The organism is Streptacidiphilus jiangxiensis, from assembly GCF_900109465.1.
GTDB classification, from domain to species: domain Bacteria; phylum Actinomycetota; class Actinomycetes; order Streptomycetales; family Streptomycetaceae; genus Streptacidiphilus; species Streptacidiphilus jiangxiensis.
On sequence record NZ_FOAZ01000031.1, the window covers coordinates 50,261 to 73,150 of the forward strand.

A 22,890-nucleotide genomic window follows, 5' to 3' on the forward strand; every position below is an offset into this window, starting at 1 on the left:
CTCTGAGGAGACGGACCGTGCACTTCCACGACGACTCGCTGTACCCGGAGAACCAGGAGAAGCTCGTCATCCAGGCGGCCCCCTACGGGCCCGAGTGGCTGCCCGGCGACGCCGAGGACATCCCGCTCACCATGGACGAGCACGTGCAGGCCGCGGTCGACTGCTACAACGCCGGTGCGACCGTCCTGCACATCCACGTCCGCGAGCTCGACGGCCACGGCTCCAAGCGCATGTCGATGTTCAACGAGCTGATGGCGCGGCTGCGCCAGGCCGTCCCGGACATGGTGCTGCAGATCGGCGGGTCCATCTCGTTCGCCCCCGAGTCGGACGACGAGGGCGCCGAGGCCAAGTGGCTCAGCTACGACACCCGCCACCTGCTGGCCGAGCTCGACCCGAAGCCCGACCAGGTCACCATCGCCATCAACACCAGCCAGATGAACATCGTCGAGCTCTTCGACGACGAGGACATCGAGGGCACCTCCGTCGGCAAGAACCCGGCGCTGTACAAGGCTTACCGGGACATGTACCTGGAGGCCGGACCGGACTTCTATCTGGAGCACCTCAAGCGCCTCCAGGCCAACGGCATCCAGGCACACTTCCAGCTCGCGACGCTGGCCCAGCTGGAGACGGTGGAGCGGCTGATCCGCAAGGGCGTCTACACCGGCCCGCTGACCCTCAACTACGTCGCCATCGGCGGCGGTTTCGCCGGCCGCCACCCGGCCGACCTGATCGAGTTCATCCGCCGGGTGCCGGACGGCGCCACGCTCACCATCGAGGCGTCGATGCGCGCCGTCGCGCCGATGGGCGCCGTCGCGATCGCGCTCGGCCAGCACGTCCGCGTCGGCAACGAGGACAACCTGTGGGGCCGCAAGGGTGAGCGGATGACTACGGTCCAGCAGATCGAGCAGTTGGCCAAGATCTCCGAGGGCCTCGGCCGTGACATCGCGACCGGCCGCGAGGCTCGCGAGATCTACCACATCGGCGAGTACTACGCCGACGCCGACGAGACGCTGGCCCGTCTCGGCATGGTCCCCAACCGCCGGCCCGGGCAGCGCGGCTTCATGCTGCGCCCCGAGGGCGACCGCTCCCTGGTCTGACCCGCCCGGCCCCCCAAGCGGCGGTCACGGGCGGGCAACTGCCGCGCCCGCCCTGATCTCTCACGCGGTACGCCCGTGACCGCCCCCGCCCGCCCGGGCGGGATCAGCCGAGACCCCGGATCTCGCACCCCATCGGCCAACGCCGACCACCTGCCGCGCGGGTCGGGCCGAGACTCTGGGCCTCCCTCGCCCCCTGGTCGTCGCGGCCGTGGGGCCGTCCGGAGCGCCTGCCGTCCTTGCGGCCGGCCCGGCCGGGTCTTTCCCCGCGGCGGCGGCACCCCCGTCGTCGTCGCACCATCGAACAACGGAGTACCCCTGTGGCCAAGGCCATCCGCTTCCACGAGACCGGCGGCCCCGACGTGCTGCGTCTGGAGGACGTCGAGGTCGGTGAGCCCGGCCCCGGCGAGGTCCGGGTCCGGCACGAGGCGGTCGGGTTGAACTTCGCCGACACCTACTTCCGCACCGGGCTGTACCCGGCGCCGCTGCCCGCGGGCATGGGCGTCGAGGGAGCCGGTGTGGTGGAGGCGGTCGGCGAGGGGGTGACCCACCTCGCCCCCGGCGACCGGGTCACCTACACCGGCAGCCCGCTCGGCGCCTACAGCACCGAACGCGTGATGCCCGCCGGCTCGCTCATCGCGCTGCCCGACCCGATCAGCTGCGAGACCGCCGCCGGAAGCACCATGCGCGGCCTCACCGCCGCCTACCTGATGCGGCGGATCGCGCCGCTGAAGGCGGGCGACACGATCCTGTTGCACGCGGCAGCCGGCGGCGTCGGACTGATCGTCGCGCAGTGGGCGAAGCTGCTCGGCCTGACGGTCATCGGCACCGTCTCCACCGAGCAGAAGGCGGAGCTGGCCCGCGCCCACGGCGTCGACCACGTCGTCTTCTACCGCCGCGAGAACCTCGCCGAGCGGGTGCGGGAGCTGACCGACGGCGCGGGCGTGCCGGTGGCCCTCGACAGCATCGGCCAGGACACCTTCGCCTCCTCCCTCGCCTCGCTGAAGCGCCGCGGCCTGCTGGTCTGCTTCGGCACCGCCTCCGGCCCGGTCCCGCCCATCGACGCGATGCAACTCGCCCTCGCTGGTTCGGTGTTCGTCACCCGGCCGGCGCTCGCCGACTACATCGCCGACCCCGCCGAGCGGGCCGAGCTCTCCGGCGAGCTGTTCGGACACGTCGCCGCCGGACGCATCACCGTCGGGATCAACCAGCGCTACGCCCTCGCCGACGCGGTGCGGGCGCACCAGGACCTGGAGTCCGGCCGCACCACCGGCTCCTCCGTGCTGATCCCCTGACCGTCAGGAGACCCTCATGACCCAGACCGTCGAGACACCGACCACCCAGGCCCCGCCGCAGGTCCGCGGCATCGTCGAGGCCGAGCGGCTGACCTGCACCATCGGTGCCCAACTGCACGGCGTGAACCTCGCCGACGCGATCGGCGACGACGAGTTGTTCACCGAGATCCGCGCGCTGCTGCTGCGGCACCGGGTGCTCTTCCTGCGGGACCAGACCTTCAGCCGCGCCGAGCACGTCGCCTTCGCCCAGCGCTTCGGCCCGCTGATGGACCACCCCGTCGCCGGGAGCGACCCGGACCACCCGGGCCTGGTCCGCATCGCCCGGGGCCCGGAGAAGAAGCCCGACTACGAGAACGCCCTGCACACCGACGGAACCTGGCGCGAACGCCCCGGCATGGGCGCGGTGCTGCGCTGCGTCGAGACCCCGCCCGTCGGCGGCGACACCATCTGGGTCGACATGGTCGAGGCCTACCGGCGGCTGCCGGAGCACGTCAAGACCCAGATCGAGGGCCTGCGGGCCCGCCACAGCATCGAGGCCACCTTCGGCGCCGTGCTGCCGATCGAGCAGCGCCACGCCCTGGCGGCGCAGTTCCCCGACGCGGAGCACCCGGTGGTGCGCACCCACCCGGAGACCGGCGAGAAGTCGCTGTTCGTCAACGCCTTCGCCACGCACTTCGTCAACTTCCACACGCCCGAGCGGGTCCGCTTCGGCCAGGACTACGCGCCGGGGGCCGCCCAACTGCTCGGCTACCTGATCAGCCAGGCGGCCGTCCCCGAGTACCAGGTGCGCTGGCGCTGGACGCCGGGCGCCGTCGCCATCTGGGACAACCGCTCCACCCAGCACTACGCCGTCCAGGACTACTGGCCCGCCGTTCGCACGATGGAACGCGCGGAGATCGTCGGCGACAGACCCTTCTGAGTTTCGCTTCGAACCGGATGAACCGGGAAAGGTGAGGTGGCGACAATGGGGTTCCCCATCACTGTCGGGGCCGTGCCGGGGACGACGTCCTCCGCACCGGCCGTCTCCAGGCGCTACGCCTGGCTGGTCTTCGCTCTCTCGTTCGGCCTGCTCCTCAGTGACTACATGTCACGGCAGGTGCTCAACGCGGTCTTTCCACTCCTGAAGTCCCAGTGGGTGCTCTCCGACGCCAAGTTGGGAACACTGAGTGGTGTCGTGGCGTTGATGGTCGGCCTGCTGACCTTCCCCATGTCGCTGCTGGCCGACCGCTGGGGGCGGGTCCGCAGCCTCGTCCTGGCCGCCACGATCTGGAGCCTGGCCACCATCGGCTGCGCGCTGGCGGCGAGTTACGGGCAGATGCTGCTCGGCCGCGTCTTCGTCGGCGTCGGCGAGGCGGCCTACGGCAGCGTCGGTATCGCCGTGGTGCTGAGCGTCTTCCCGGTCACCCTGCGGGCCACCCTCTCCGGCGCGTTCATCGCCGGTGGCGCCTTCGGCTCCGTCCTCGGCGTGGCGCTCGGCGGCGCGATCGCCCAACAGGCCGGCTGGCGCTGGGCCTTCGGCGCGATGGGTCTCTTCGGGCTGGTGCTGGCGGTCGTCTACGCCCTGGTGGTGACCGAGCAGCGGTTGAAGCCCGTCGAGGACGCGGCCGCGGATCCCGAGTCCCGGACCCGCATCCGGCGTCATCTGCCCAAGCTGTTCTCCTCGGTATCGGTGGTCTGCGCCTACGTGGGCAGCGGCCTGCAGTTCGCGGTCTGCGCGGCCCTCATCGCCTGGCTGCCCAGCTACTTCAACCGCTACTACCACATGGCCTCCGCGAAGGCCGGCGCCACCGCCGGGATCTTCGCCCTGGTCATCGGGATCGGCATGATCGGCGCCGGCATGCTCTCGGACCGGCTGGACCGGATCGCGCCGGTGCGCAAATGGACGGTGGCGATCGGCTGCTGCCTCGCCTCCATGGTGCTGCTGATCGGAGCGTTCCGGCTCCCGAACGGTGCTCCGCAGCTGCTCCTGCTCGCCCTCGGCTCGCTGCTCTCGGCCGGAACCGCCGGCCCCGCTGCGGCGATGGTCGCCAACCTGACGCCCACCGCGATCTCGGCAACGGCGTTCGCCACCCTCACGCTCGCCAACAGCCTGCTCGGTCTCGCCCCCGGCCCGGCCGTGACCGGCATGCTCGCCGACCACCTCGGCCTGAAGAGCGCCCTGGCGGTCCTGCCACTCGTCTCCCTGCCCGCCACGGTCGCCTTCCTGGTCGGGCGCCGTTACTTCAACCTCAGGCTCGTCGCCGCCCTGCAGCGCGACAGCGCCACGACGCGACTGGACTACCTGTGACCACCTCCCGCGTTCCCTCCCACCCGGTGTCCGACGGCGACGTCGCCGGCGCCGACGACACGACGGTGATCATCGTGCCCGGTCTGCGCGACCACGTCGCCGAGCACTGGCAGACGCACCTCGCCGAGGCACTCGCCTCGGCCGGGCGCCAGGTCCGCACGCTCGCCCCGGCCGACGCGGACGACCGGTTCTCCTGCGCCGCGCGCGTCGCGGCCCTGGACGAGGCCGTCACGTCCGCGCCGGGCCCGGTCGTGCTGGTCGCCCACAGCGCCGGGGTGCTGATCACCGTCCACTGGGCCACCGTCCACCGGGCCGGCCTTGACCGCACCGACGACAAGGTCCGCGGCGCGCTGCTCGCCACCCCGCCCGACCTCGACCAGCCGATGCACCCGCCGCATCCGAGCAAGGAGGTCCTGGAGACCAACGGCTGGTTCCCCGTCCCCCGGGAGCCGCTGCCGTTCCCCAGCCTGGTCGTGGCCAGCTCCGACGACCCGCTGGCCGGCCTCGACCGGGTCCGTGACCTGGCCCGGGGCTGGGGCAGCCGGGTCGTCGAGGTCGGCGCGGTCGGCCACCTCAACCCGGCCTCCGGCTACGGGCCGTGGCCGCGCGCCGAGGAGTTTCTGCGCGAACTGGTCTGACACCCGTCCGACCGTCCGATCCCTCACCCCCGGAAGCCGAACCATGACGAACGATCCCGACCTGCTCTGGTCCCCCGGACCCGAGCAGCTGGAGCACTCCAACGTCGCCCAGTTCCTGCGCTGGCTGGAGCTCAACCGCGACCTGCGCCTCGACGGCTACGCCGAGCTGTGGCGCTGGAGCACCACCGACCTGGCCGCCTTCTGGTCGGCGGTGTGGGAGTTCCACGGTCTGGACGCCGTCAGCGGCTACGACCAGGTCCTCGCCGACGCCTCGATGCCCGGCGCGGCCTGGTTCCCGGGGGCCCGGCTCAACTTCGCCGAACGCTGTCTCGCCCGGGCCACGAGCGAGCGTCCCGCGCTCGTCGGCGTGGACGACAGCGGCGTCCTGGTGGAGCTCTCCTGGGCCGAGTTGCGCCATCAGGTCGCCACGGTGGCGGAGGCGTTGCGGGGCATGGGCGTGGAGTCCGGCGACTGCGTCGCCGGCTACCTGCCCAACCTGCCGCAGGCGGTGGTCACCCTGCTGGCCACCGCCTCCCTGGGGGCCGTGTGGACGGTCTGCTCCCCGGACTTCGGCACCCCGAGCGTCCTCGCCCGGCTGCGGCAGGCCCGACCCAAGGTGCTCGTCGCCGCGGACGGCTACCGGTGGGGCGGCAAGGAGTTCGACCGGCGCGCGGAGGTCGCCGAGCTCGCCGCCGGGCTGCCGACGCTGCGTCATCTGCTGGCGGTGGAGAACCTCCACCCGCCGGCGGACCCCGCCGAGGAGCCGTGGGCGCCCGGGCGTCCGGACCTGGTCCAGCACGCCTGGGCCGCTCTGCCCGCGGCGGCCGGGCCCCCGCGCTTCGTCGAGGTGCCGTTCGACCACCCGCTGTGGATCCTATGGTCATCGGGGACCACCGGCGTCCCCAAGGGCATCGTCCAGGGCCACGGCGGCATCACGCTCGAACTGCTCAAGGCCCTCGGGCTGGGCGCGGACCTGCGCCCGGAGGACCGGTTCCTCTTCGTCACCTCCACCAGCTGGATGGTGTGGAACTTCCTGGTCGGCGGCCTGCTGCTCGGCTGCACCGTGATCCTCCACGACGGCAGCCCCACCTACCCGGACATCGACGGCGCCTGGTGGGTCGCCGAGCGCACCGGCGCCACGGTGGTCGGCGTCGGCGCGGCCTACCTCGCGGCCGGGGAGAAGGCCGGGGCCAGGCCCGCCGACGATCTCGACCTGTCCCGGCTGCGCACGATCCTGCAGACGGGCTCCGCGCTCGCGCCGAGCACCTGGCGCTGGGCCCACGAGCGGTTTCCCGGTGTCCACCTCCAGTCGATCTGCGGCGGCACGGACGTCTGCTCCGCCCTGGCGGGCGGCTCGGCGTTGCTGCCGGTGCGGGTCGGCCGGATCCAGGCCCCCGCGCTCGGAGTGGCGCTGGCCGCCTGGGACCCGGCAGGCCGCCCGCTGACCGGCGAGCAGGGGGAGCTGGTGGTCACCGCGCCGCTGCCGTCGATGCCGCTGCGCTTCGTCGGGGACCCGGACGGCGCGCGGTACCGCGCAAGCTACTTCGACACCTACCCGGGCGTCTGGCGCCACGGCGACTGGGTGACCGTCCACGCCGACCTGTCGGTCGAGGTCTCGGGCCGCTCGGACTCCACGCTCAACCGGATGGGTGTGCGGATGGGCTCGGCCGACGTCTACGCGGTGGTCGAGCAACTGCCGGAGATCGCGGACAGCCTCGTGCTGGGCGTCGAACTCGACGACGGCGGCTACTGGATGCCGCTGTTCGTCGTCACCTGGGACGACGAACTCGACGACGCGCTGCGCGCCCGGATCCGCAGCGCGCTCCGCGGCGGCCTCTCGCCGCGGCACGTGCCCGACGACATCGTCTGCGTGACCGCCGTACCGCGCACCCTCACCGGCAAGAAGCTGGAGGTGCCGGTCAAGCGCATCCTCCAGGGCGCGAGCCCGGAGACCGTGAGCAGCCCGGGTGCGGTACTGCACCCGGAGATGCTCGACTGGTTCGCCGCGTACGCGGCCTCACGGCGGTCCGGCGCGTCGTAGCCGCATCCGCACGACGATCGCGAGCAGCACGTCGAGCAGGCCGAGAAGGATCAGCCAGACGCCCAGCAGCCGGGTGAGCGCGACGGCGGTGTCCACGGGCGAGCTGAGCAGCACCACCCCGGCGGCGACACCGAGTGCGCCGAGTCCGAAGATCCAGCCCCGGTGCGGGATCTGCCGGTCGATGGCGAGGTAGATGGTCACGATCCCGGCGACCAGCCAGTACAGGCCGACCAGGATCGTGATGAAGCCGACGGTCTGCAGCTGGTGCCGCAGCACCAGGACACCGGCCAGCACCGCCAGCAGGGCCACCAGCACCTGGAGCACGCGGCTGCTGTCCGTCGGATCTCGATGTCCGAAGGCCCGGACGAAGCGGATCACGCCGGACAGCAACAGTTGCAGACCGATGATGATCGCGACGACGCGCACCGACGCGTGCGGCCAGCTCAACAGGATGATGCCGGCGACCAGGGTGAGGATCCCGCCGACGAGCCACCACACCCAGGAGGCGCCGACGTCACCGAGGACGTCGCCGGGGTCTCGCTCCGAGGGCGGCGCGGGGGCCGGAACGCTGGACATGGCTGTCCGCCCGGTCCGGCTCAGCCGCCGGACGTGGCGAAACCGGCCACGACGGCGGTGCGGATCGAACCCGGCCGGACAGCACGGGCGACGGGACGACCGATCATGGTTCCTCCTCGGTTCCCAGTGGTTCCAAGGTACCTTCGGTGTCCCGTGCCCGCCCGCCCGGCGCCGGGGGCCGTGTGGTGAGGCGGTGGAGCGTCAGGGCGCGGGCTGAGGCTGGGTGACGCAGTGGATGCCGCCGCCCTGGTTGCCGAGGTTGTCGATGTTGAGCTGGACGATCGTGCGGCCGGGGAAGGTGCGCTGCAGCACGGCCCTGGCGTTGGCGTCGGCGGTGCTGTCGCCGAACTGGGCCGAGATCACGGCGCCGTTGCACACGTAGTAGTTGGCGTAGGAGTCGACGAAGTCCACGCTGGTCGCCCGGATCAGGTTGTAGTCGGGCGACTCCAGGGCGGTGACGGCGATCCGGGCGCCCTGGGCGTCGTTGGCGCCGGACAGCGTCTGGTACTGCTGGTTCTCGTCGTTGGACCAGATGTCCGGCGGGTCGGCCGGGTTGGGCGTCTGCACAAGTCCGGCGCCCGGCGCGAGGAAACGCGAGGTCGCGTCCACGTGGTCGTCGGTGATGTCCTGCCCGACGATGCCGGTGAACCAGATGACCTCGGAGGCGCCGTAGGCGGCGCACATGGCCTGCTCGATCTGGGTCTGGCTCATGCCGGGGTTACGGTTGGAGTTGATGATGCTGCTGCGGGTCGCCATCAGTGTGCCGGCGCCGTCGGCCTCGATCGCGCCGCCCTCGCCGACCAGCCCGGCGGCGGTGAAGTTGACGCCGAGGTAGGCGGCGACGCGCTGGGCGACCAGGGCGTCCTTGGCGTGGGTCTGCTTGTTGCCCCAGCCGTTGAAGTTCAGCCCCACGGCGTCCAGCCCGCCCGTACCGTTGGTGCGGAAGATCGGGCCGGAGTCGCGCAGCCAGCAGTCGTCGACGGGGATGGAGCCGATGACGGTGACGTTGGTGTTGGTGCACATGCGGCGCGCGGTGGCGACGCTGGCGGAGTTGGCGAGCAGGTAGACCGGCTCGTACTTGGCGATGGTGTCCGCGATCAGGGCGATGTTCGCCTGCATCCCGGAGAGCTTGCGTCCGTAGATCGCGGTGCTGTCGGGCCAGGCCATCCAGGTGCGGGTGTGCGGCACGCTGTCCAGCGGGACGGCGTAGCTCCCGGCGGCGAGTGCCGCGTTGCGCCGGGCGCCCAGCGCGGTCGCGGCACGGGCGGTCCCGCCCAGCCCGGTGACGGCCCAGGCGGCGCCGGCGGCGGCCAGCCCCGTGGCGGCGAGGAATCGACGCCGGTCCATCCGGCGGGGGTGCGGGGCGCTCTCGGGGTCGTACTCAGCAGTGAAGTGCGGCGTTTCGGCTGCTCTGCCGTGCTCGTCCATCCTTGGCCTCCCTCGGCTGGGGCGCGCGGGCCGCGCGCCCATCCGGGAAGTTATTACTGACCATGCGCTCGGTCAATACTTTGCACAGGGGCGAACCCGCCCTCGGTGGACGAACGGCATGGCTAAGGGGGTCCGGCGGTTGGGGGCTGGATGAAGGAGCGGCGTCCGGGCCGAGTCCGGGCGCCGCGACGCCAGCCCCCAACCGTCGGACCCCCTAAGGTGGGGCGCGTGGTGACGCGAGCGGGCAAGGGCGTGAAGGACGAGGCGGCGACGGCAACGGCGGCGCGGAAGCCGCGGGTGTCGGTGAAGGGGGAGCAGACGCGCGCCCGGCTGGTCGCCGCCGCGCGGAGCCTGCTGGGCGGCGCGGACGACGTGCCGTTCACCACGCGCAACGTGGCCGGCCTCGCCGGGGTGACCCACGGCATGTGCCACTACCACTTCAAGGACCGCACCGACCTGATCCTCGCGGTCGTCGAGGACATCCGGCCGGAGTGGATCACGCCCATGGAGGAGGCGGTCGGCGCGCCCGGCAGCTTCGACGCGTGCGCGGACCGCGTCATCGCCCTGCTCGCCCAGCCGGAGGCGGGCGAGCTCGCCCGGATCCACGCCGCACTGCACTGGTTCTCGCTGACCGACGAGCGGGTCCGCGAGGCGCTCGAGGGCGAGTACGCCCGCTGGCGGGCCTGCTTCGTGGAGCTCTTCCGCGTGCTCGGGCGCGAACGCGAGGGCGGCGTCGACGCGCTGACGCTGGGTGAGGCGCTGGCCGCCGCGGCCGACGGACTCGCCGCGATCCAGTCGCTCGGCTCCGAGGTGGACGCCCGCGCGGTGGTCCGCGCGCTGGTCCTCGGCCTCGCCGCCGGCGCGGACCGGCTCACCGACGCCCGACCCTGACCGGCCCGCTCGCCCGCCTGCGCAGCAGTTCGGCCGTGCCCACGGCGGCCGTCGTCGCGGCGAGCAGGGCGTAGAAGACGGCCGTCTTGTTCTGGTCGTCGAGGAAGAACCACAGGGCCGCCGTCCCCGCGAACCAGGCGCCGACGGCGGCGAACCCCCCGTCGGCGCGGCGGCGGGACAGGCAGCGGGCGGCGCAGACGACGGCCATCGCAACGAGCGCGAGGGCGAGCAGCACCGGCTTGGCGTCCCAGCCCAGGTAGGCCCGCCGGAACTCGGACTGGACGGCGAGCGTCTCGGCGACGGGCCCCCAGCTGATGGCGCAGGCGAGCCGGGCCGACCACAGCAGCGCGCAGCCGCCGCCCAGGGCGGCCAGCAGCGCGACGGCGGCGAAGTGCGGGGCCTCGACCATGTGCATCCGGCCGCAGAGCGCGGCCAGCAGGCAGCCCAGCAGAGCGAGCGCGCCCTCGGCGGTGGGGTGCAGCCTGACACCCGCCCAGGACCGCCCCACCTCCGGCGCCTCCGCGCCGACCCCGGCCCCTCCGGGCCAGGCTTCTCCGGTCCCGGCGGGACCGGCCCCTCCGGGCCAGGCTGCTTCCGCGTTCCCGACAGGACCGGGCCCTCCGGGCCAGGGTTTCCCGGTTTCGGCCTCGGCGAATCCGCTCGCTGTCGCCGCGTCGGCCCCCGCGGGAGGCTCGGGATCCGTGGGCCAGGGCTGCAGCGCCGTGGGGCCCGGCGCGGGCCGCGCCGGATTCGGCGGGGAGAGGCGCAGCGTCGGCGGGAGGGTGCCGACCACGGACACGTCGGCGAGCGCGGCGCGCATCGCCGCGGCGTCCGGATGGCGCTCGGAGCGGTCCTTGCGCAGCGCGGTCAGCACCACCGCGTCCAGCGCCGGGGTCAGGCCCGGTCGGCGCAGTGACGGCGGGACCGGATCCGCCGTCAGGTGCTGGTGCATGATCGTGAACGGCGAGTCGCCAGTGAACGGCTGCACGCCGGTGAGCAGTTGGTAGAGCAGGCAGCCGACGGCGTAGAGATCCGCGCGGTGGTCCGCGTCCACGCCGTTGATCTGCTCCGGGGAGAGGCTGGCGGGCGTGCCGACCGCCAGGCCGGTGCCGGTGAGCCGCGTGGCCGCCTCCGTCAGCGCTTTGGCGATGCCGAAGTCGAGCACCTTCACCGCACCCGTCGCGGTGAGCATGATGTTGGCAGGCTTCACGTCCCGGTGCAGGATGCCGTGACGGTGGCTGTGCTCCAGGGCGTCCAGCACCTGGCACACCAGCTCCACGGCCTGGTCCACCTGCATGGGTCCGTTCAGGAGCAGCTCGGCGAGGGTGACGCCGTCGACGTACTCCATGACCAGGTACGGCACGACGGCTCCGTCGTACTCGTCCTCCGCGACGTCGTGGATGGTCGCCACGGCGGGGTGGTTCAGGGCGGCGACGGCGTGCGCCTCGCGCTGGAGCCGGGCGCGGCAGAGGGGGTCGTGCGCCAGCTCCGCGGAGAGGGTCTTGACCGCGACGAGGCGTCTCAGCCGGAGATCGACCGCCCGGTGCACGGTCCCCATGCCGCCGCGCCCCAGCTCGTGCTGGAGTTCGTAGCGGCCCGAAAGGACGTAGTTCTCTACCATCGCCAATCTCAGTACTCGGTGCTCTGTGGTGCGGGCGTGTGCGGGTGGGTCCGTTCCCGCTCCCCACGATCGGGAACGGACCCACCGGTCTAGAGGAGCGCGCGGCGGGCGGCCGCGATGCCCTTCGGATCCCAGCCGGGGCGCGGGACGGAGTCCAGCAGCAGCCGGGTGTAGGGGTGCTGCGGGTCGTCGAGGACCTGGGCGGTGGGCCCGGCCTCGACGATCCGTCCGTGCCGCATCACGACCACGTCCTCGGTGACGCAGCGGACGACGCCCAGGTCGTGGGTGATGAACAGGTAGCCGATGCCGGTCTCCGTGCGGATGTCGGCCAGCAGGTTCAGGATCTGCGCCTGCACCGAGACGTCGAGTGCGGCCACCGCCTCGTCCAGGACCAGGACGGCCGGCTCGACCGCCAGCGCGCGGGCGATCGCGACGCGCTGGCGCTGGCCGCCGGAGAGCTGCCGGGGTAGGGCTCCGGCCTCACGGGCGCCGAGGCCGACCTGTTCGAGCAGCTCTGCGATGCGGCGCTCGTGGTCGGCGCGGCGTTCGGGGAAGTGCAGCCGCAGGGTCTCCCGCAGCACACCGTGGACGCTGGTGCGCGGGTCGAGGGAGAGGAAGGGGTCCTGGAAGACCATCTGCACCTCCCGGGCCCGCTCCAGCCGTGGCCGACGCCCGCGACCGACCGGCCCGGACCGGTCCCGGCCGAGCAGCCGGACCTCGCCCGTGTCGGCGTGTTCCAGGCCGACGACGATGCGGGCGGTGGTGGTCTTGCCGGAGCCCGACTCCCCCACGATGCCGAGCGATCCACCCCGGGCGAGGCTGAACGAGACGTCGTGGACGGCCTGGACGGCGCCGAACGACCGGTGCAGTCCGCTCACCTCCAACACGGTGTCCGTCAGCACGGTCCCGGTCAGCACGGTCTCAGTCATGGGTGACGCTCCCTGCGAGCTGGTCGGCGAGCTTCTCGCTGTGGTGGCAGGCGACGAGGCGGCTCGACTCGCCGCGCACCGGCAGGTGCGGCGGCAGCTCCTCGCGGCACTGCTGCGTCGCGAAGGCGCAGCGCGCGGCGAACGGACAGCCCGTCAGCTCCTCGCGCAGGCTGGGCGGCCGGCCCTCGATCGCCGCGAGTCGCCCGGCGGGGGCGTCCAGGTGCGGCGTCGAGCGCAGCAGGGCGGCGGTGTAGGGGTGGCGCGGCCGCTGGAAGAGCGCCTCGGCCGGGCCGGTCTCGGCGATCCGGCCCGCGTACATGACGTAGACGCGGTCGCTGATGGCGGCGGCCAGGCCCAGGTCGTGCGTGACGAAGAGCAGCGCGGTGCCGAACTGGTCCCGCAGGTCGCCGAGCAGCCCGACGACCTCGGCCTGGGTGGTGACGTCGAGGGCCGTGGTCGGCTCGTCGGCCAGGATCAGCGCCGGATCGCCCATCAGGGCGGCGGCGATGACGACGCGTTGCAGCATGCCGCCGGAGAGCTGGCCCGGGTACTGGCCGAGCACCCGGTCGCCCAGGCCCACGGCGTCCAGCATCCGCACCGCGCGCTCGGTGGCCTCCGCCGCCGGCAGGTCGGCGTTCAGCCGCAGGCTCTCGGTGAGGAAGTCGCCGATGCGCCGCAGCGGGTTGATGGCGGCCCGCGGGTCCTGGAAGATCATCGCCGCGGTGTGGGTGCGCAGGCGACGCAGCTGCTTGGCGTTCATGGTCAGGACGTCCTCACCCTGCACCCGTACCGCGCCCTCGGTGGCGGCGCCCGGCGGCAGCAGCCGCAGCACGCTGCGCGAGGTCAGCGACTTGCCCGAGCCGGACTCACCGACCAGCGCCACGGTCTCGCGGGCGGCGACCGTGAGGTCGACGCCGGCCAGCACGGGACGGGCGGCGCCCGGCAGGTTCAGCCGCAGCCCCTGGATCTCGAGCGTCGGCGTCTCCGGGTTCGGTGTCTCGGGGGTCGCCGCATCGGCAGCCGGAGTGCCGGCCGGTGTGTCAGTCATCGGTCCCTCCTGGCGACCTGGTCGGCCCAGCGCTCGCCGACGACGTTGAAGGCGACGACGGTCAGCACGATCGCGACGCAGGGCAGGATCGCGCAGAGCGGGTAGCCGGACTGGATCGCGCTCTCGCCGTCGAAGACCATCCGGCCCCAGTCGGGTGTCAGCGCGGGGACGCCGAGGCCGAGGAAGGAGAGGCCGGCCAGGTCGATCAGGGCGTAGCCGAAGTTGATGGTGGACTGCGCCAGCACCACGGGCGCGATGTTGGGGAGCACGTGGCGCAGACAGATCTGCAGGCCGGAGTGGCCCTGCACCCGGTACGCCTCGACGTAGGGGCGCGACCGTTCGGCCAGCACGAGCGAGCGGGTCAGCCGGCTGACGTACGGGAGGTAGGCGACGCCCAGCGCGACCACCGGGGCGATCAGGCCCTCTCCGTAGATCGAGACGATGAGCAGCGCCAGCAGCAGGCCGGGGAAGGCGAAGACCAGCTCGGTGCTGCGGGAGAGCACCGAGTCCAGCCAGCCGCCGCGCCAGCCTGCCGCGACGCCGACGACGACACCGGCCACGGTGGAGAAGACCACCACGCCCAGCGGGCCGAGAAGCGAGGTGCGGGCACCGGTGATCAGCCGGGAGGCGGTGTCGCGCCCGGAACCGTCGACGCCCAGGGGGTGGGCGCCGGACGGTCCGGCGAGCGCGTTGCCGAGGTCGACGGCGTTGGGGTCGTGCGGGGAGAGCCACGGCGCGAACAGCGCCAGCACCACGACCAGCCCGAGGAAGCCGAGGCAGAGCAGGTGCAGCCAGGAGCGGTCGCTACGGATCCGGGCGAGACCGGGCCGGCGGACGAGAGCGATGGTCATGCCGACACTCCTCTCGTGCCGAGGGTGACCCGGGGGTCGACCAGCGGAAGCAGCAGGTCGACGACGAGGTTGACGGTCATGAACATTCCGACGATGAGCAGGGAGACAGCCTGGACGACGGGGAAGTCCTTGGTGGTCGTCGACAGGTCGAGCAGTTGCCCGATGCCGTTGACGCTGAAGGCCGTCTCGACCAGGACGGTGCAGATGAGCAGGGTGGAGACGATCAGGCCACCCATGGTGAGCACGGTGCCGAGGGTGTTGCGGAACACGTGACGGTGGATCACCTGCCGCTCCGGCACTCCCCTGCTGCGGGCCACGGTGACGTGCTCGTGGCCCATGGCCTCGAGCATGGTGCTGCGGGTGACGCGGGCCAGCATGCCGATCAGGTAGAGCGCCAGCGCGATGGCCGGGAGCGTGAGGTGCCACAGCATCCCGGCGAACCCGGTGCCGCTGCCGCTGCTGGGGAACCAGCCCAGCTTGACCGAGAACAGGCCCTGCAGCAGCACCGCCGCCACGAAGGAGGGGGTGCCGACGGCGAGGGTGGTGGTGACCAGGATGGAGCTGTCGGTCATGCCGCCGCGCACGGCCCCGATCCAGCCGAGCGCCAGGCCGATCACGACCACCAGCAGCAGGGCCATGGCCACCAGCATCAGAGTGCTGGGCAGCCGGGAGCCGAGGAGGGTGGAGACCGGCGTGCGGTACTCGATGGACCGGCCGAAGTCGCCGTGCACCACCTGGCCGAGCCAGCGCAGGTACTGCTCCCAGAACGGGTCGTTCAGGTGGTACTGCTCGTTGATCGCCTTCATGGCCTCCGGGGAGGCGGAGCGGCCCGAGAGCAGGAAGCTCGCCGGGTTCCCCGGAGCCAGGTAGAGCGCCCCGAAGATCACGAAGGAGGCGGCCAGCAAGGTCGCCGCCATCTCCGCGACCCGACGCAGGGCGAAGCGCAGGAAGGTCATCTCGCGGCCCCGACATCGGCGGCCCACGGGTAGTACAGGTAGGAGATGGTGGTGGGGGCGCCGGTGATCCGCTTGTTCATGAACACCGCCGTGGGCCACTCGGCGGCCGGGATCCACAGGTTCTGCTCGACGGCGATCTGCTGGAGCTTCGCCTCGATCGCGAGCCGCGTCGCCGGGTCGTCGGTGGCGACGGCCTGCTCGACGAGCTTGTCGTAGGCGGGATTGCTGTACCCGGCGTAGTTCTGGTAGTTGCCGGTCTCGAAGTTGGTCAGCAGGTCCATCGGGTCGGTGATGGACAGGTAGTACGTCTCGGGGAACATGTCGATCCCCACCCGGGCCTTGGGGTCGGTGAACAGCGCGGAGAAGGCGTCCGGGGCGATCGTCTTCACCTGGACGTTCAGGCCGATCTCGGTGCCGGCCGCCTGCACGGCCGTGGCCATCAGCGAGACGTCCTGGCCGATCGCGCTGGTGGCGACGGTGACGGTCTTTCCGGTGGCGCCCGCCTCCTTGATCAGCTCCTTGGCCTTGGCCAGGTCCGGCGTGGTCGAGGGGAGGGTGTCGAACGCGGCCTTGACCGTCTCCGGGTTGGCCCCGGCCCAGGCGGCGCGGTCGGTGAGCGCGTTGGTGACCTTGCCGTTGCCAGCCAGGCCCTGCTTGACGAAGCCGGCCCGGTCCAGGGCCAGCGACAGCGCCTGCCGCACCCGGGCGTCGCCGAGCACGCCCTTCATGTTGGTGACGTTGACGTTGACGGTGCTGAGGCTCTCGCCGAAGTAGAGGGTGCCCTCGCCGCTGGAGCGCAGTCGCTGGTAGCTCTCCGTCGGGATGAGGTAGCCGCCGTCCACCGCACCGGTGAGCATCGCGTTGGTGCGCGCCGAGGGGTCGGTCAGGAACTCGAAGGTGACCTTGCCGGCCTTGGCCGGGGTCCCCCAGTAGCCGGCGAACCGGTCCAGCTCCAGTGACTGGCCCTTGTTCCACGCGCCGAGCTTGAACGGCCCGGTGCAGTCGAGGCTGCCGCTGCCCCAGTTGGCGCCCGCCGCCTTGATGCCCTTCTCGCTCGCCACCACGCCCGCGGCCGTGGCCATGTACTGCGGGAAGACCGCGTCCGGGTGCTTGAGCTTGACGGTGACCTGGAGCGGGCCCGTCCTGGTGATCGAGGTGACGTTCTGGAAGACGCCCGCCCAGGCCGCCCCGATCTTGGGGTCCATCTGTCGGCCGAGGCTGTAGACCACGTCGTCGGCGGTCATCTCGCTGCCGTCGTGGAAGTGCACGCCGGGGCGCAGGTCGTAGACCCAGGTGGTCGGGTCGGGGTGCTCCGCACGCTGCGCGAGACCGGGGACCTCCTTGAGCTGCGGAGTCCACTTCATCAGGCTCTCGCAGACGTTGGACAGGATGGTGTTCGACGGGTAGTCGAAGGCCATCGCGTAGTCCAGCGTGAGCGGTTCCGCGTAGGAGGCCCAGGTGAAGCCGGATATGTCGCCCTTGGCGGCGGGGCTTCCGGCCGACAGCGCGAACGCGTCACCGTTCCCGCCGCCGGCGGCGGGCGGCCCGGAACAGGCGGCGACGAGACCGAGGGCCGCCGCGGCCGCGCAGGCGAGACCGAGCCGACGGTGTGGTCTGGTTCTTGTCATCGGTGCTCTCTCTTTCGTGCTCTGTCGCGCTCTCGCGCGGGCGGAGTGAGTCAGCCGGCCGAGGCGGCCGTGGGCACCTGCTGGGTGATGCAGTGCACGCCGCCGCCGCCGAAGGCGATGACCCGCGAACGGACGCCGACGACCTTGCGCCCGGGCAGCGCCGCCGCGAGCACGGCCAGCGCCTCCTCGTCCTGCGGCACCCCGGCCGTCGGCACGACGACACCGCCGTTGGCGATGTAGAAGTTCAGGTAGCCGACCTCGGTGTCCTTGCCCTCGACGTCGACGAAGGCGCTCTGCGGCAGGTCGACGATCTCCAGCGAACGGCCCTGCGCGTCGGTGGCGGCCTCCAGGACGGCGCGGTTGACCTGCATCCGCTCGTAGTCCGGGTGCTCCGGGTCGCTGGGGAGCTGGATGACGACCTTGCCCGGGGCGACGAAGGCGCAGACGCCGTCGACGTGCCCGTCGGTCTCGGTGTCGAGCAGACCGCCGTAGGGCAGCCAGATCACCTTGGTCACCCCGAGCCGGGCCTTGAGCTCGTCCTCGATCTGCTCCTGGGTCATGCCCGGGTTGCGGTTCGGGTGGAGCAGGCACTGCTCCGTGGTGATCAGCGTGCCCTCACCGTCGACGGTGATGGCGCCGCCCTCGAGGATCATCGAGGACTCGATGCGCTCCACGTCCAGGCGCTCCAGCAGCAGACCGGCGATCTTGTCGTCCTGGTCCCAGGGGAAGTGCTTCTGGCCCCAGGAGTTGAAGCGGAAGTCGACGCCGGCGCGGCGGCCCTGCGGGTCGAGCACGAAGATCGGGCCGGAGTCGCGGAACCAGGAGTCGTCGATCGGCAGCTCCACCACCTCGACGCCCTCCCCGCACAGGGCACGGGCACTCTCCCCCTGGCCGGGCACGGCGACCATGGTGACCGGCTCGAACTCGGCGATGGCGTTGGCCACCTGCGCGTACTCGGCGCGGGCCTCCTCCAACGCCGTCTCGCCCCACAGGTCCGCCCGGGTCGGCCAGGCCATCAGGCAGCGCTCGTGCTCGGTCCACTCGGCAGGCATACGAAAGGTCATGGCAGCTCTCTTCGTCGTACGAGCAAGTTGTCGGTGTGTGATGCGTCGGTCTGTGATGTGTCGGTCTGTGATGCACGGGTCCGTCCCGGGAGGCCTGCGGGCCTCGGACCAGGGGCTTGGACGCTTGTTCTCCGTTACCCGACGCGGTGGGCGGCGGTGGTGTGTCCCGAATCTTGCACCGAACTGAAACTTCAGTCAATACTGCGGTCATGTCAGACCGCCGAACGGAGATCCTCCGTGCCGCCACCCGCGTCATCGCCCGTCGCGGCGTGCGCGGACTGCGCGTGGCCGAACTAGCCGCCGAAGCCGGCGTCTCGGTCGCGCTGATCTACTACCACTTCGACGACCGCGCCGGGATCATGCGTCGGACCTTGGAGTTCATCAGCGACCGCGCCGACCGCTACACCGCCGAGCGCGAGGACGACGACCCCGTCGACCCGCGCTCGGAGCTGGAACAGGTGCTGCTGCTCGAACTCCAGGACACGCCCGAGGTCCGGGAGAACAGCACCGCCTGGGGCGAGCTGCGGGCCAGTGCGGTCTTCGAGCCGGAGCTGCGCGAGGACCTCGCCAAGGCCACGCTCACCTGGATCCACAGCACCGCCGAACTCCTCGGCCGCGTCGATCCCGGCGGCACCGCGCCCGCCCACGCGGCCGCCGCCGAACGACTCACCGCCCTGCTGGAGGGGCTGAGCCAGCGCTGGCTCAGCGGCTCACTCCCCCTGGACCACGCCCGCCGCCTGCTCACCCAGGCAATCGCCGCAGAGCTTGACTGAAATTTCAGTCAGATGCCACAGTGGTCCTCATGAACGAGACTCCCTGGACGGGCGCACGGGTCGGCCCGGACGACGCGCCGCACGCGCGGACCTGGATGTCCTGGCCGGCGGCGCGCTCCATCTGGGGGCGCCACCTCGGCGGGGTCCAGCAGGACATCGCCCTGGTCGCCCGGACCGTCGCCCAGTTCGAGCCGGTCGTGATGTGCGCCCCCGACGAGGCCGCCGCCGGCGCCGCCCGGGCCGCCTGCGGCCCGACCGTCACGGTGACCACCCTGATCCCGACGGACGACCTGTGGATGCGCGACACCGCCCCGGTCTTCCGTCGCGACCCGCAGGGCCGCCTGGAGGCCGTCGGCCTCAACTTCAACGGCTGGGGTCGCAAGCAGACCCACGGCCGCGACGCCGAGGTCGCCCGTGCCATCGCGGGCCGCGAGGGCCTGCGCTTCCACGCGGCCGCGTTCGTCGGCGAGGGCGGCGCGATCGAGACCGACGGCGACGGCACGGTGATGGCCACCGAGAGCAGCCTGGCCAACAAGAACCGCAACCGGGGCATGAGCCGCGACGAGATCGAACGGGCCGTGCTCAGCGCCTACGGCGCCACGAAGATGATCTGGGTGCCCGGCGTCAAGAACCGGGACATCACCGACGACCACATCGACGTCACGGCGCGCTTCGTCCGACCGGGCGTGGTCATCGTGCAGGTGCCGCCGCCGGACCGCAACGACGTCTGGGCCCGCGACGCCCGCGAGCAGTTCGCCCTGCTGGCCCGCGCCACCGACGCCCGGGGACGACAGCTGCAGGTGATCCGCGTGGACGGACCGGACACCGTCCGCTCCCGGCGCTCCACCTTCGTCGACTCCTACCTGAACTTCCACGTGGTCAACGGCGCCGTGATCACCGCGCAGTTCGGCGACCCGGAGAAGGACGTCGCGGCCCACCGCACGTTGGCCGCCGCCTTCCCCGGACGCCTGGTCGTCCAGCTCGACGTCGACCGGCTGATGGCCGGTGGCGGGGGCATCCACTGCTCCACGATGCACCAGCCACTGCCGTAGTCCCGGGCGCCGCGCCCATCCCCAACCCCGTCACCGTCACCCATTCGCCCGGCCGCACCCCCGCATGCCCGCACGTCGCCCCTGGAGTACCGCCATGTCCGTCCACCTGTCCCGCCGCGCCATGCTGCACTCCCTGGCGGGAGCCGGCCTGATCTTCCTCGGCGCCACCGCCTGCTCCTCGTCCGACCCGGCGGACGACTCCGACGGCTCGGACGCGGCCGGAGCCACCGACTCCCCCACCGCGGCGGCCTCCCCCGCCGGACGCGTCTTCGGCGCCGAGTGGGAGAAGCAGGCCCGCACCTTCATGGCCTGGCCCGCCTCCGAGGGCGTCTGGGGCGACCAGCTCGCCGGGGTCCGCCAGGACATCGCCGGCCTGGCCAAGGCCGTCGCCGGCTACCAGCCGGTCGTCCTGTTCGCCCGACCCGACCAGGCGGACGCCGCCCAGCAGGCCGTGGGCGACAACGTCGAGGTGGTCCAGCTGCCGGTGGACGACCTGTGGGCACGCGACACCTGCCCCGTCTTCGTCCACGACCGCGGCACGCTCAAGGGCGTCGACTTCAACTTCAACGGCTGGGGCAACAAGCAGAAGGAGCACGGCAACGACTCCGCGCTCGCGGCCGCCCTGCTGGACAAGTACAAGATCCCGCGGATCGAGACCCCCGTCGTCGGCGAGGGCGGCGCGTTCGAGACCGACGGCCAGGGCACCCTGCTCGTCACCGAGAGCTCCGTCGTCAACGACAACCGCAACCCCGGCATGAGCCGCGACGACATCGAGGCCGAGCTGATGAAGGCCCTCGGCGTCACCAAGGTGATCTGGCTGGCCGGCGTGCGGGGCAAGGACATCACCGACGCCCACGTCGACTGCCTGGTGCGCTTCGTCGCCCCCGGCGTGGTGCTGCTGGACACGCCCTTCCCGGGCGCGCCGGCCGACGTGTGGTCGCAGTCCTCCGCCCAGGCCCGGCAGGTGCTGCAGTCCGCCACGGACGCGCAGGGGCGGTCGCTGACGATCGTCGACCTGCCCCAGCCCGACCCGGACAAGATCACCGGCCGTGGCGACGCCTTCGTCTCCTCCTACATCAACTTCTACGTGGCCAACGGCGCCGTCTTCATGCCCAAGTTCGGTGACGACGCCGCCGACGCGGCCGCCCAGAAGATCATCGGCGACCACTTCCCCGGCCGTGACGTCGTGGCACTGAAGATCGACAACATCGCCTCGGGCGGCGGCGGGATCCACTGCTCCACCCACGACATGCCCGGCACCCCCGCGGCCTGACCGCACTCCACCCCACCCCCCTGCTGCCACCAAGACGAGGCACCATGCGACTGACACCCACCGAGCGGGACCGGCTGCTGATCTTCACAGCGGCCGAGCTGGCCCGCGCCCGCCGCTCCCGCGGCCTGCGGCTGAACGTGCCGGAGGCCACCGCCCTGGTCACCGACGCCGTCTGCGAGGCGGCCCGCGACGGCCGACGGCTCGCGGAGGCCATCGAGGCCGGACGCTCCGTGCTCACCTCGGACGACATCCTGCCCGGCGTCGCCGACATCGTCACGCAGATCCAGGTGGAGGCGGTCTTCGAGGACGGCACCCGCCTGTGCGTGATCGACTCGCCGTTCGGCGCCGGAGGCTCGCTGGGCGCCGAGGCACCGGGCGCGGCGATCGCCGGGGACGGCGCGGGCTACGAGCCGGTCGATCCGGTGCTGCGCCTGCCTGTGCGCAACCGGTCCGCGGTCCCCATCAGCGTCACCTCGCACTTCCACTTCTTCGAGGCCAACCCGCGGCTCGCGTTCGACCGCGCGGCGGCGTTCGGCATGCGCCTGGCCGTCCCGGCCGGCTCCTCCGTCCGCTTCGACGTGGACACCGTCGTCGAGGTCGGCCTCGTGCCGATCGGCGGCGAGCGGATCGCGATCGGCTTCGCCGGCCTGGTCGACGGCCCCCTCGACGCCCCCGGCGCCCGCGACGCCGCGCTCGAGAAGGCCCGCGCGACGGGCTACCTGACGACGTTCGAGGACCTTGAGGAGGCGGCACAGTGACCGCGAGCAAGTTCGACTACCAGGGATGCCACGGCCGTCCCGGCGCCAGCATCGCTTCGACGATCGATCCTCATGACTACATCGCGGTGCACGGGCCGCGGGCCGGGGACCGGATCCGCCTGGGCGACTCCGGCCTGATCGTCCGCGTCGAAGCCGACTCCCAGCACCCCGGCGAGGAGTTCCTGGCCGGATTCGGCAAAACCGCCCGCGACGGCCTCCACCTCAAGGCCACCACCGTCGCCGCCACCTGCGACGTCGTCATCTCCAACGTCCTGGTCATCGACGCCGTCACCGGTATCCGCAAAACCAGCATCGGCATCCGCGAAGGCCGCATCGTCTCCATCGGCCGCGCAGGCAACCCCGACACCCTCGACCACATCGACGTCGTCGTCGGCACCGGCACCACCATCGTCTCCGGCGAAGGCCTCATCGCCACCGCCGGCGCCATCGACACCCACGTCCACCTCCTCTCCCCCCGCATCATGGAGGCCTCCCTCGCCTCCGGCGTCACCACCATCATCGGCCAGGAATTCGGCCCCGTCTGGGGCGTCGGCGTCAACTCCCCCTGGGCCCTGCGCCACGCCTTCAACGCCTTCGACGCCTGGCCCGTCAACATCGGCTTCCTCGCCCGCGGCTCCTCCTCCGACCCCGGCCCCCTCGTCGAAGCCCTCGCCGAAGGCGGCGCCT

The 22,890-nt window shown here is 72.2% G+C and carries 20 protein-coding genes and 1 pseudogene; 12 read left to right on the top strand and 9 right to left on the bottom strand.

Translation table 11 applies throughout. From position 1 onward, the window contains the following. Window positions 1–17: 17 nt before the first annotated feature. The 6 genes from BMY61_RS38170 to BMY61_RS38195 all read left to right on the top strand — a co-directional run bounded on the left by BMY61_RS38170 (window position 18) and on the right by BMY61_RS38195 (window position 7,355). Window positions 18–1,097: a beta-keto acid cleavage family enzyme gene (locus tag BMY61_RS38170; protein WP_042452690.1), complete on the top strand. Its 1,080-nt coding sequence runs from the start codon at window positions 18–20 to the stop codon at window positions 1,095–1,097. A gap of 317 nt (window positions 1,098–1,414) precedes the next feature. Continuing rightward, a complete protein-coding gene (locus tag BMY61_RS38175) occupies window positions 1,415–2,389 on the top strand; it encodes a quinone oxidoreductase family protein (RefSeq protein WP_042452687.1) in 975 nt (324 codons plus the stop codon). A gap of 16 nt (window positions 2,390–2,405) precedes the next feature. After that, window positions 2,406–3,308: a TauD/TfdA dioxygenase family protein gene (locus BMY61_RS38180; RefSeq protein WP_082015287.1), complete on the top strand. Its 903-nt coding sequence runs from the start codon at window positions 2,406–2,408 to the stop codon at window positions 3,306–3,308. Between the two features lie 45 nt (window positions 3,309–3,353). Beyond that, on the top strand, window positions 3,354–4,676 hold the full coding sequence (locus BMY61_RS38185) for an MFS transporter (protein ID WP_042452685.1): 1,323 nt from the start codon (window positions 3,354–3,356) through the stop codon (window positions 4,674–4,676). After that, on the top strand, window positions 4,673–5,314 hold the full coding sequence (locus tag BMY61_RS38190) for an RBBP9/YdeN family alpha/beta hydrolase (RefSeq protein WP_236656282.1): 642 nt from the start codon (window positions 4,673–4,675) through the stop codon (window positions 5,312–5,314). The genes BMY61_RS38185 and BMY61_RS38190 overlap by 4 nt, the downstream gene beginning before the upstream one ends. 43 nt (window positions 5,315–5,357) lie before the next feature. Beyond that, window positions 5,358–7,355 (top strand): acetoacetate--CoA ligase, encoded by a 1,998-nt coding sequence (locus BMY61_RS38195; RefSeq protein ID WP_042452682.1) that lies wholly within the window; start codon window positions 5,358–5,360, stop codon window positions 7,353–7,355. On the opposite strand, the gene BMY61_RS38200 is transcribed toward BMY61_RS38195, so the two are convergent. Then, window positions 7,332–7,931 carry an HdeD family acid-resistance protein gene (locus BMY61_RS38200; RefSeq protein ID WP_042452679.1) on the bottom strand — a complete coding sequence of 200 codons (600 nt, stop codon included), beginning with the start codon at window positions 7,929–7,931 and terminating at the stop codon, window positions 7,332–7,334. The two genes, BMY61_RS38195 and BMY61_RS38200, sit on opposite strands and share 24 nt — an antisense overlap. 201 nt (window positions 7,932–8,132) lie before the next feature. After that, complete coding sequence (locus tag BMY61_RS38205) at window positions 8,133–9,359, bottom strand: agmatine deiminase family protein (RefSeq protein ID WP_082015286.1); 1,227 nt, start codon at window positions 9,357–9,359, stop codon at window positions 8,133–8,135. A 228-nt stretch (window positions 9,360–9,587) separates the two neighbouring features. Here BMY61_RS38205 and BMY61_RS38210 point away from each other — a divergent pair, with 228 nt between their 5' ends. Beyond that, complete coding sequence (locus tag BMY61_RS38210) at window positions 9,588–10,250, top strand: TetR/AcrR family transcriptional regulator (protein ID WP_052439019.1); 663 nt, start codon at window positions 9,588–9,590, stop codon at window positions 10,248–10,250. Here BMY61_RS38210 and BMY61_RS38215 read toward each other — a convergent pair. The 7 genes from BMY61_RS38215 to BMY61_RS38245 all read right to left on the bottom strand — a co-directional run bounded on the left by BMY61_RS38215 (window position 10,231) and on the right by BMY61_RS38245 (window position 18,347). Beyond that, window positions 10,231–11,871, bottom strand: a complete 1,641-nt coding sequence (locus BMY61_RS38215; protein ID WP_052439018.1) for a protein kinase domain-containing protein — start codon at window positions 11,869–11,871, stop codon at window positions 10,231–10,233. The two genes, BMY61_RS38210 and BMY61_RS38215, sit on opposite strands and share 20 nt — an antisense overlap. An 89-nt stretch (window positions 11,872–11,960) precedes the next feature. Further along, window positions 11,961–12,800, bottom strand: coding sequence for an ABC transporter ATP-binding protein (locus BMY61_RS38220; RefSeq protein ID WP_201777610.1), 840 nt, complete (start codon window positions 12,798–12,800; stop codon window positions 11,961–11,963). Beyond that, window positions 12,793–13,848: an ABC transporter ATP-binding protein gene (locus BMY61_RS38225; protein WP_042452675.1), complete on the bottom strand. Its 1,056-nt coding sequence runs from the start codon at window positions 13,846–13,848 to the stop codon at window positions 12,793–12,795. The genes BMY61_RS38220 and BMY61_RS38225 overlap by 8 nt, the downstream gene beginning before the upstream one ends. Continuing rightward, window positions 13,845–14,699, bottom strand: a complete 855-nt coding sequence (locus BMY61_RS38230; protein ID WP_042452672.1) for an ABC transporter permease — start codon at window positions 14,697–14,699, stop codon at window positions 13,845–13,847. The genes BMY61_RS38225 and BMY61_RS38230 overlap by 4 nt, the downstream gene beginning before the upstream one ends. Beyond that, window positions 14,696–15,655 (bottom strand): ABC transporter permease, encoded by a 960-nt coding sequence (locus tag BMY61_RS38235; RefSeq protein ID WP_042452670.1) that lies wholly within the window; start codon window positions 15,653–15,655, stop codon window positions 14,696–14,698. Before BMY61_RS38235 ends, BMY61_RS38230 begins: the two co-directional genes overlap by 4 nt. Beyond that, on the bottom strand, window positions 15,652–17,283 hold the full coding sequence (locus BMY61_RS38240) for an ABC transporter substrate-binding protein (protein ID WP_042452668.1): 1,632 nt from the start codon (window positions 17,281–17,283) through the stop codon (window positions 15,652–15,654). Before BMY61_RS38240 ends, BMY61_RS38235 begins: the two co-directional genes overlap by 4 nt. A gap of 50 nt (window positions 17,284–17,333) precedes the next feature. Continuing rightward, the gene (locus BMY61_RS38245) at window positions 17,334–18,347 is read right to left on the bottom strand and encodes an agmatine deiminase family protein (RefSeq protein WP_201777609.1); all 1,014 of its coding nucleotides are present in this window, start codon (window positions 18,345–18,347) and stop codon (window positions 17,334–17,336) included. Window positions 18,348–18,556: 209 nt separating this feature from the next. Between BMY61_RS38245 and BMY61_RS38250 the strand changes: the two genes are divergently transcribed. The 5 genes and pseudogenes from BMY61_RS38250 to BMY61_RS38270 form a co-directional block, all read left to right on the top strand. After that, on the top strand, window positions 18,557–19,120 hold the full coding sequence (locus BMY61_RS38250) for a TetR/AcrR family transcriptional regulator (RefSeq protein WP_042452663.1): 564 nt from the start codon (window positions 18,557–18,559) through the stop codon (window positions 19,118–19,120). 29 nt (window positions 19,121–19,149) lie between these two features. Beyond that, complete coding sequence (locus BMY61_RS38255; protein ID WP_082015294.1) at window positions 19,150–20,172, top strand: agmatine deiminase family protein; 1,023 nt, start codon at window positions 19,150–19,152, stop codon at window positions 20,170–20,172. A gap of 94 nt (window positions 20,173–20,266) precedes the next feature. Next, the gene (locus BMY61_RS38260; RefSeq protein WP_042452658.1) at window positions 20,267–21,445 is read left to right on the top strand and encodes an agmatine deiminase family protein; all 1,179 of its coding nucleotides are present in this window, start codon (window positions 20,267–20,269) and stop codon (window positions 21,443–21,445) included. Window positions 21,446–21,489: 44 nt separating this feature from the next. Next, on the top strand, window positions 21,490–22,203 hold the full coding sequence (ureA, locus tag BMY61_RS38265; RefSeq protein WP_075004224.1) for an urease subunit gamma: 714 nt from the start codon (window positions 21,490–21,492) through the stop codon (window positions 22,201–22,203). 50 nt (window positions 22,204–22,253) lie between these two features. Continuing rightward, window positions 22,254–22,890, top strand: a pseudogene (locus BMY61_RS38270) (amidohydrolase family protein); the annotation flags it as partial.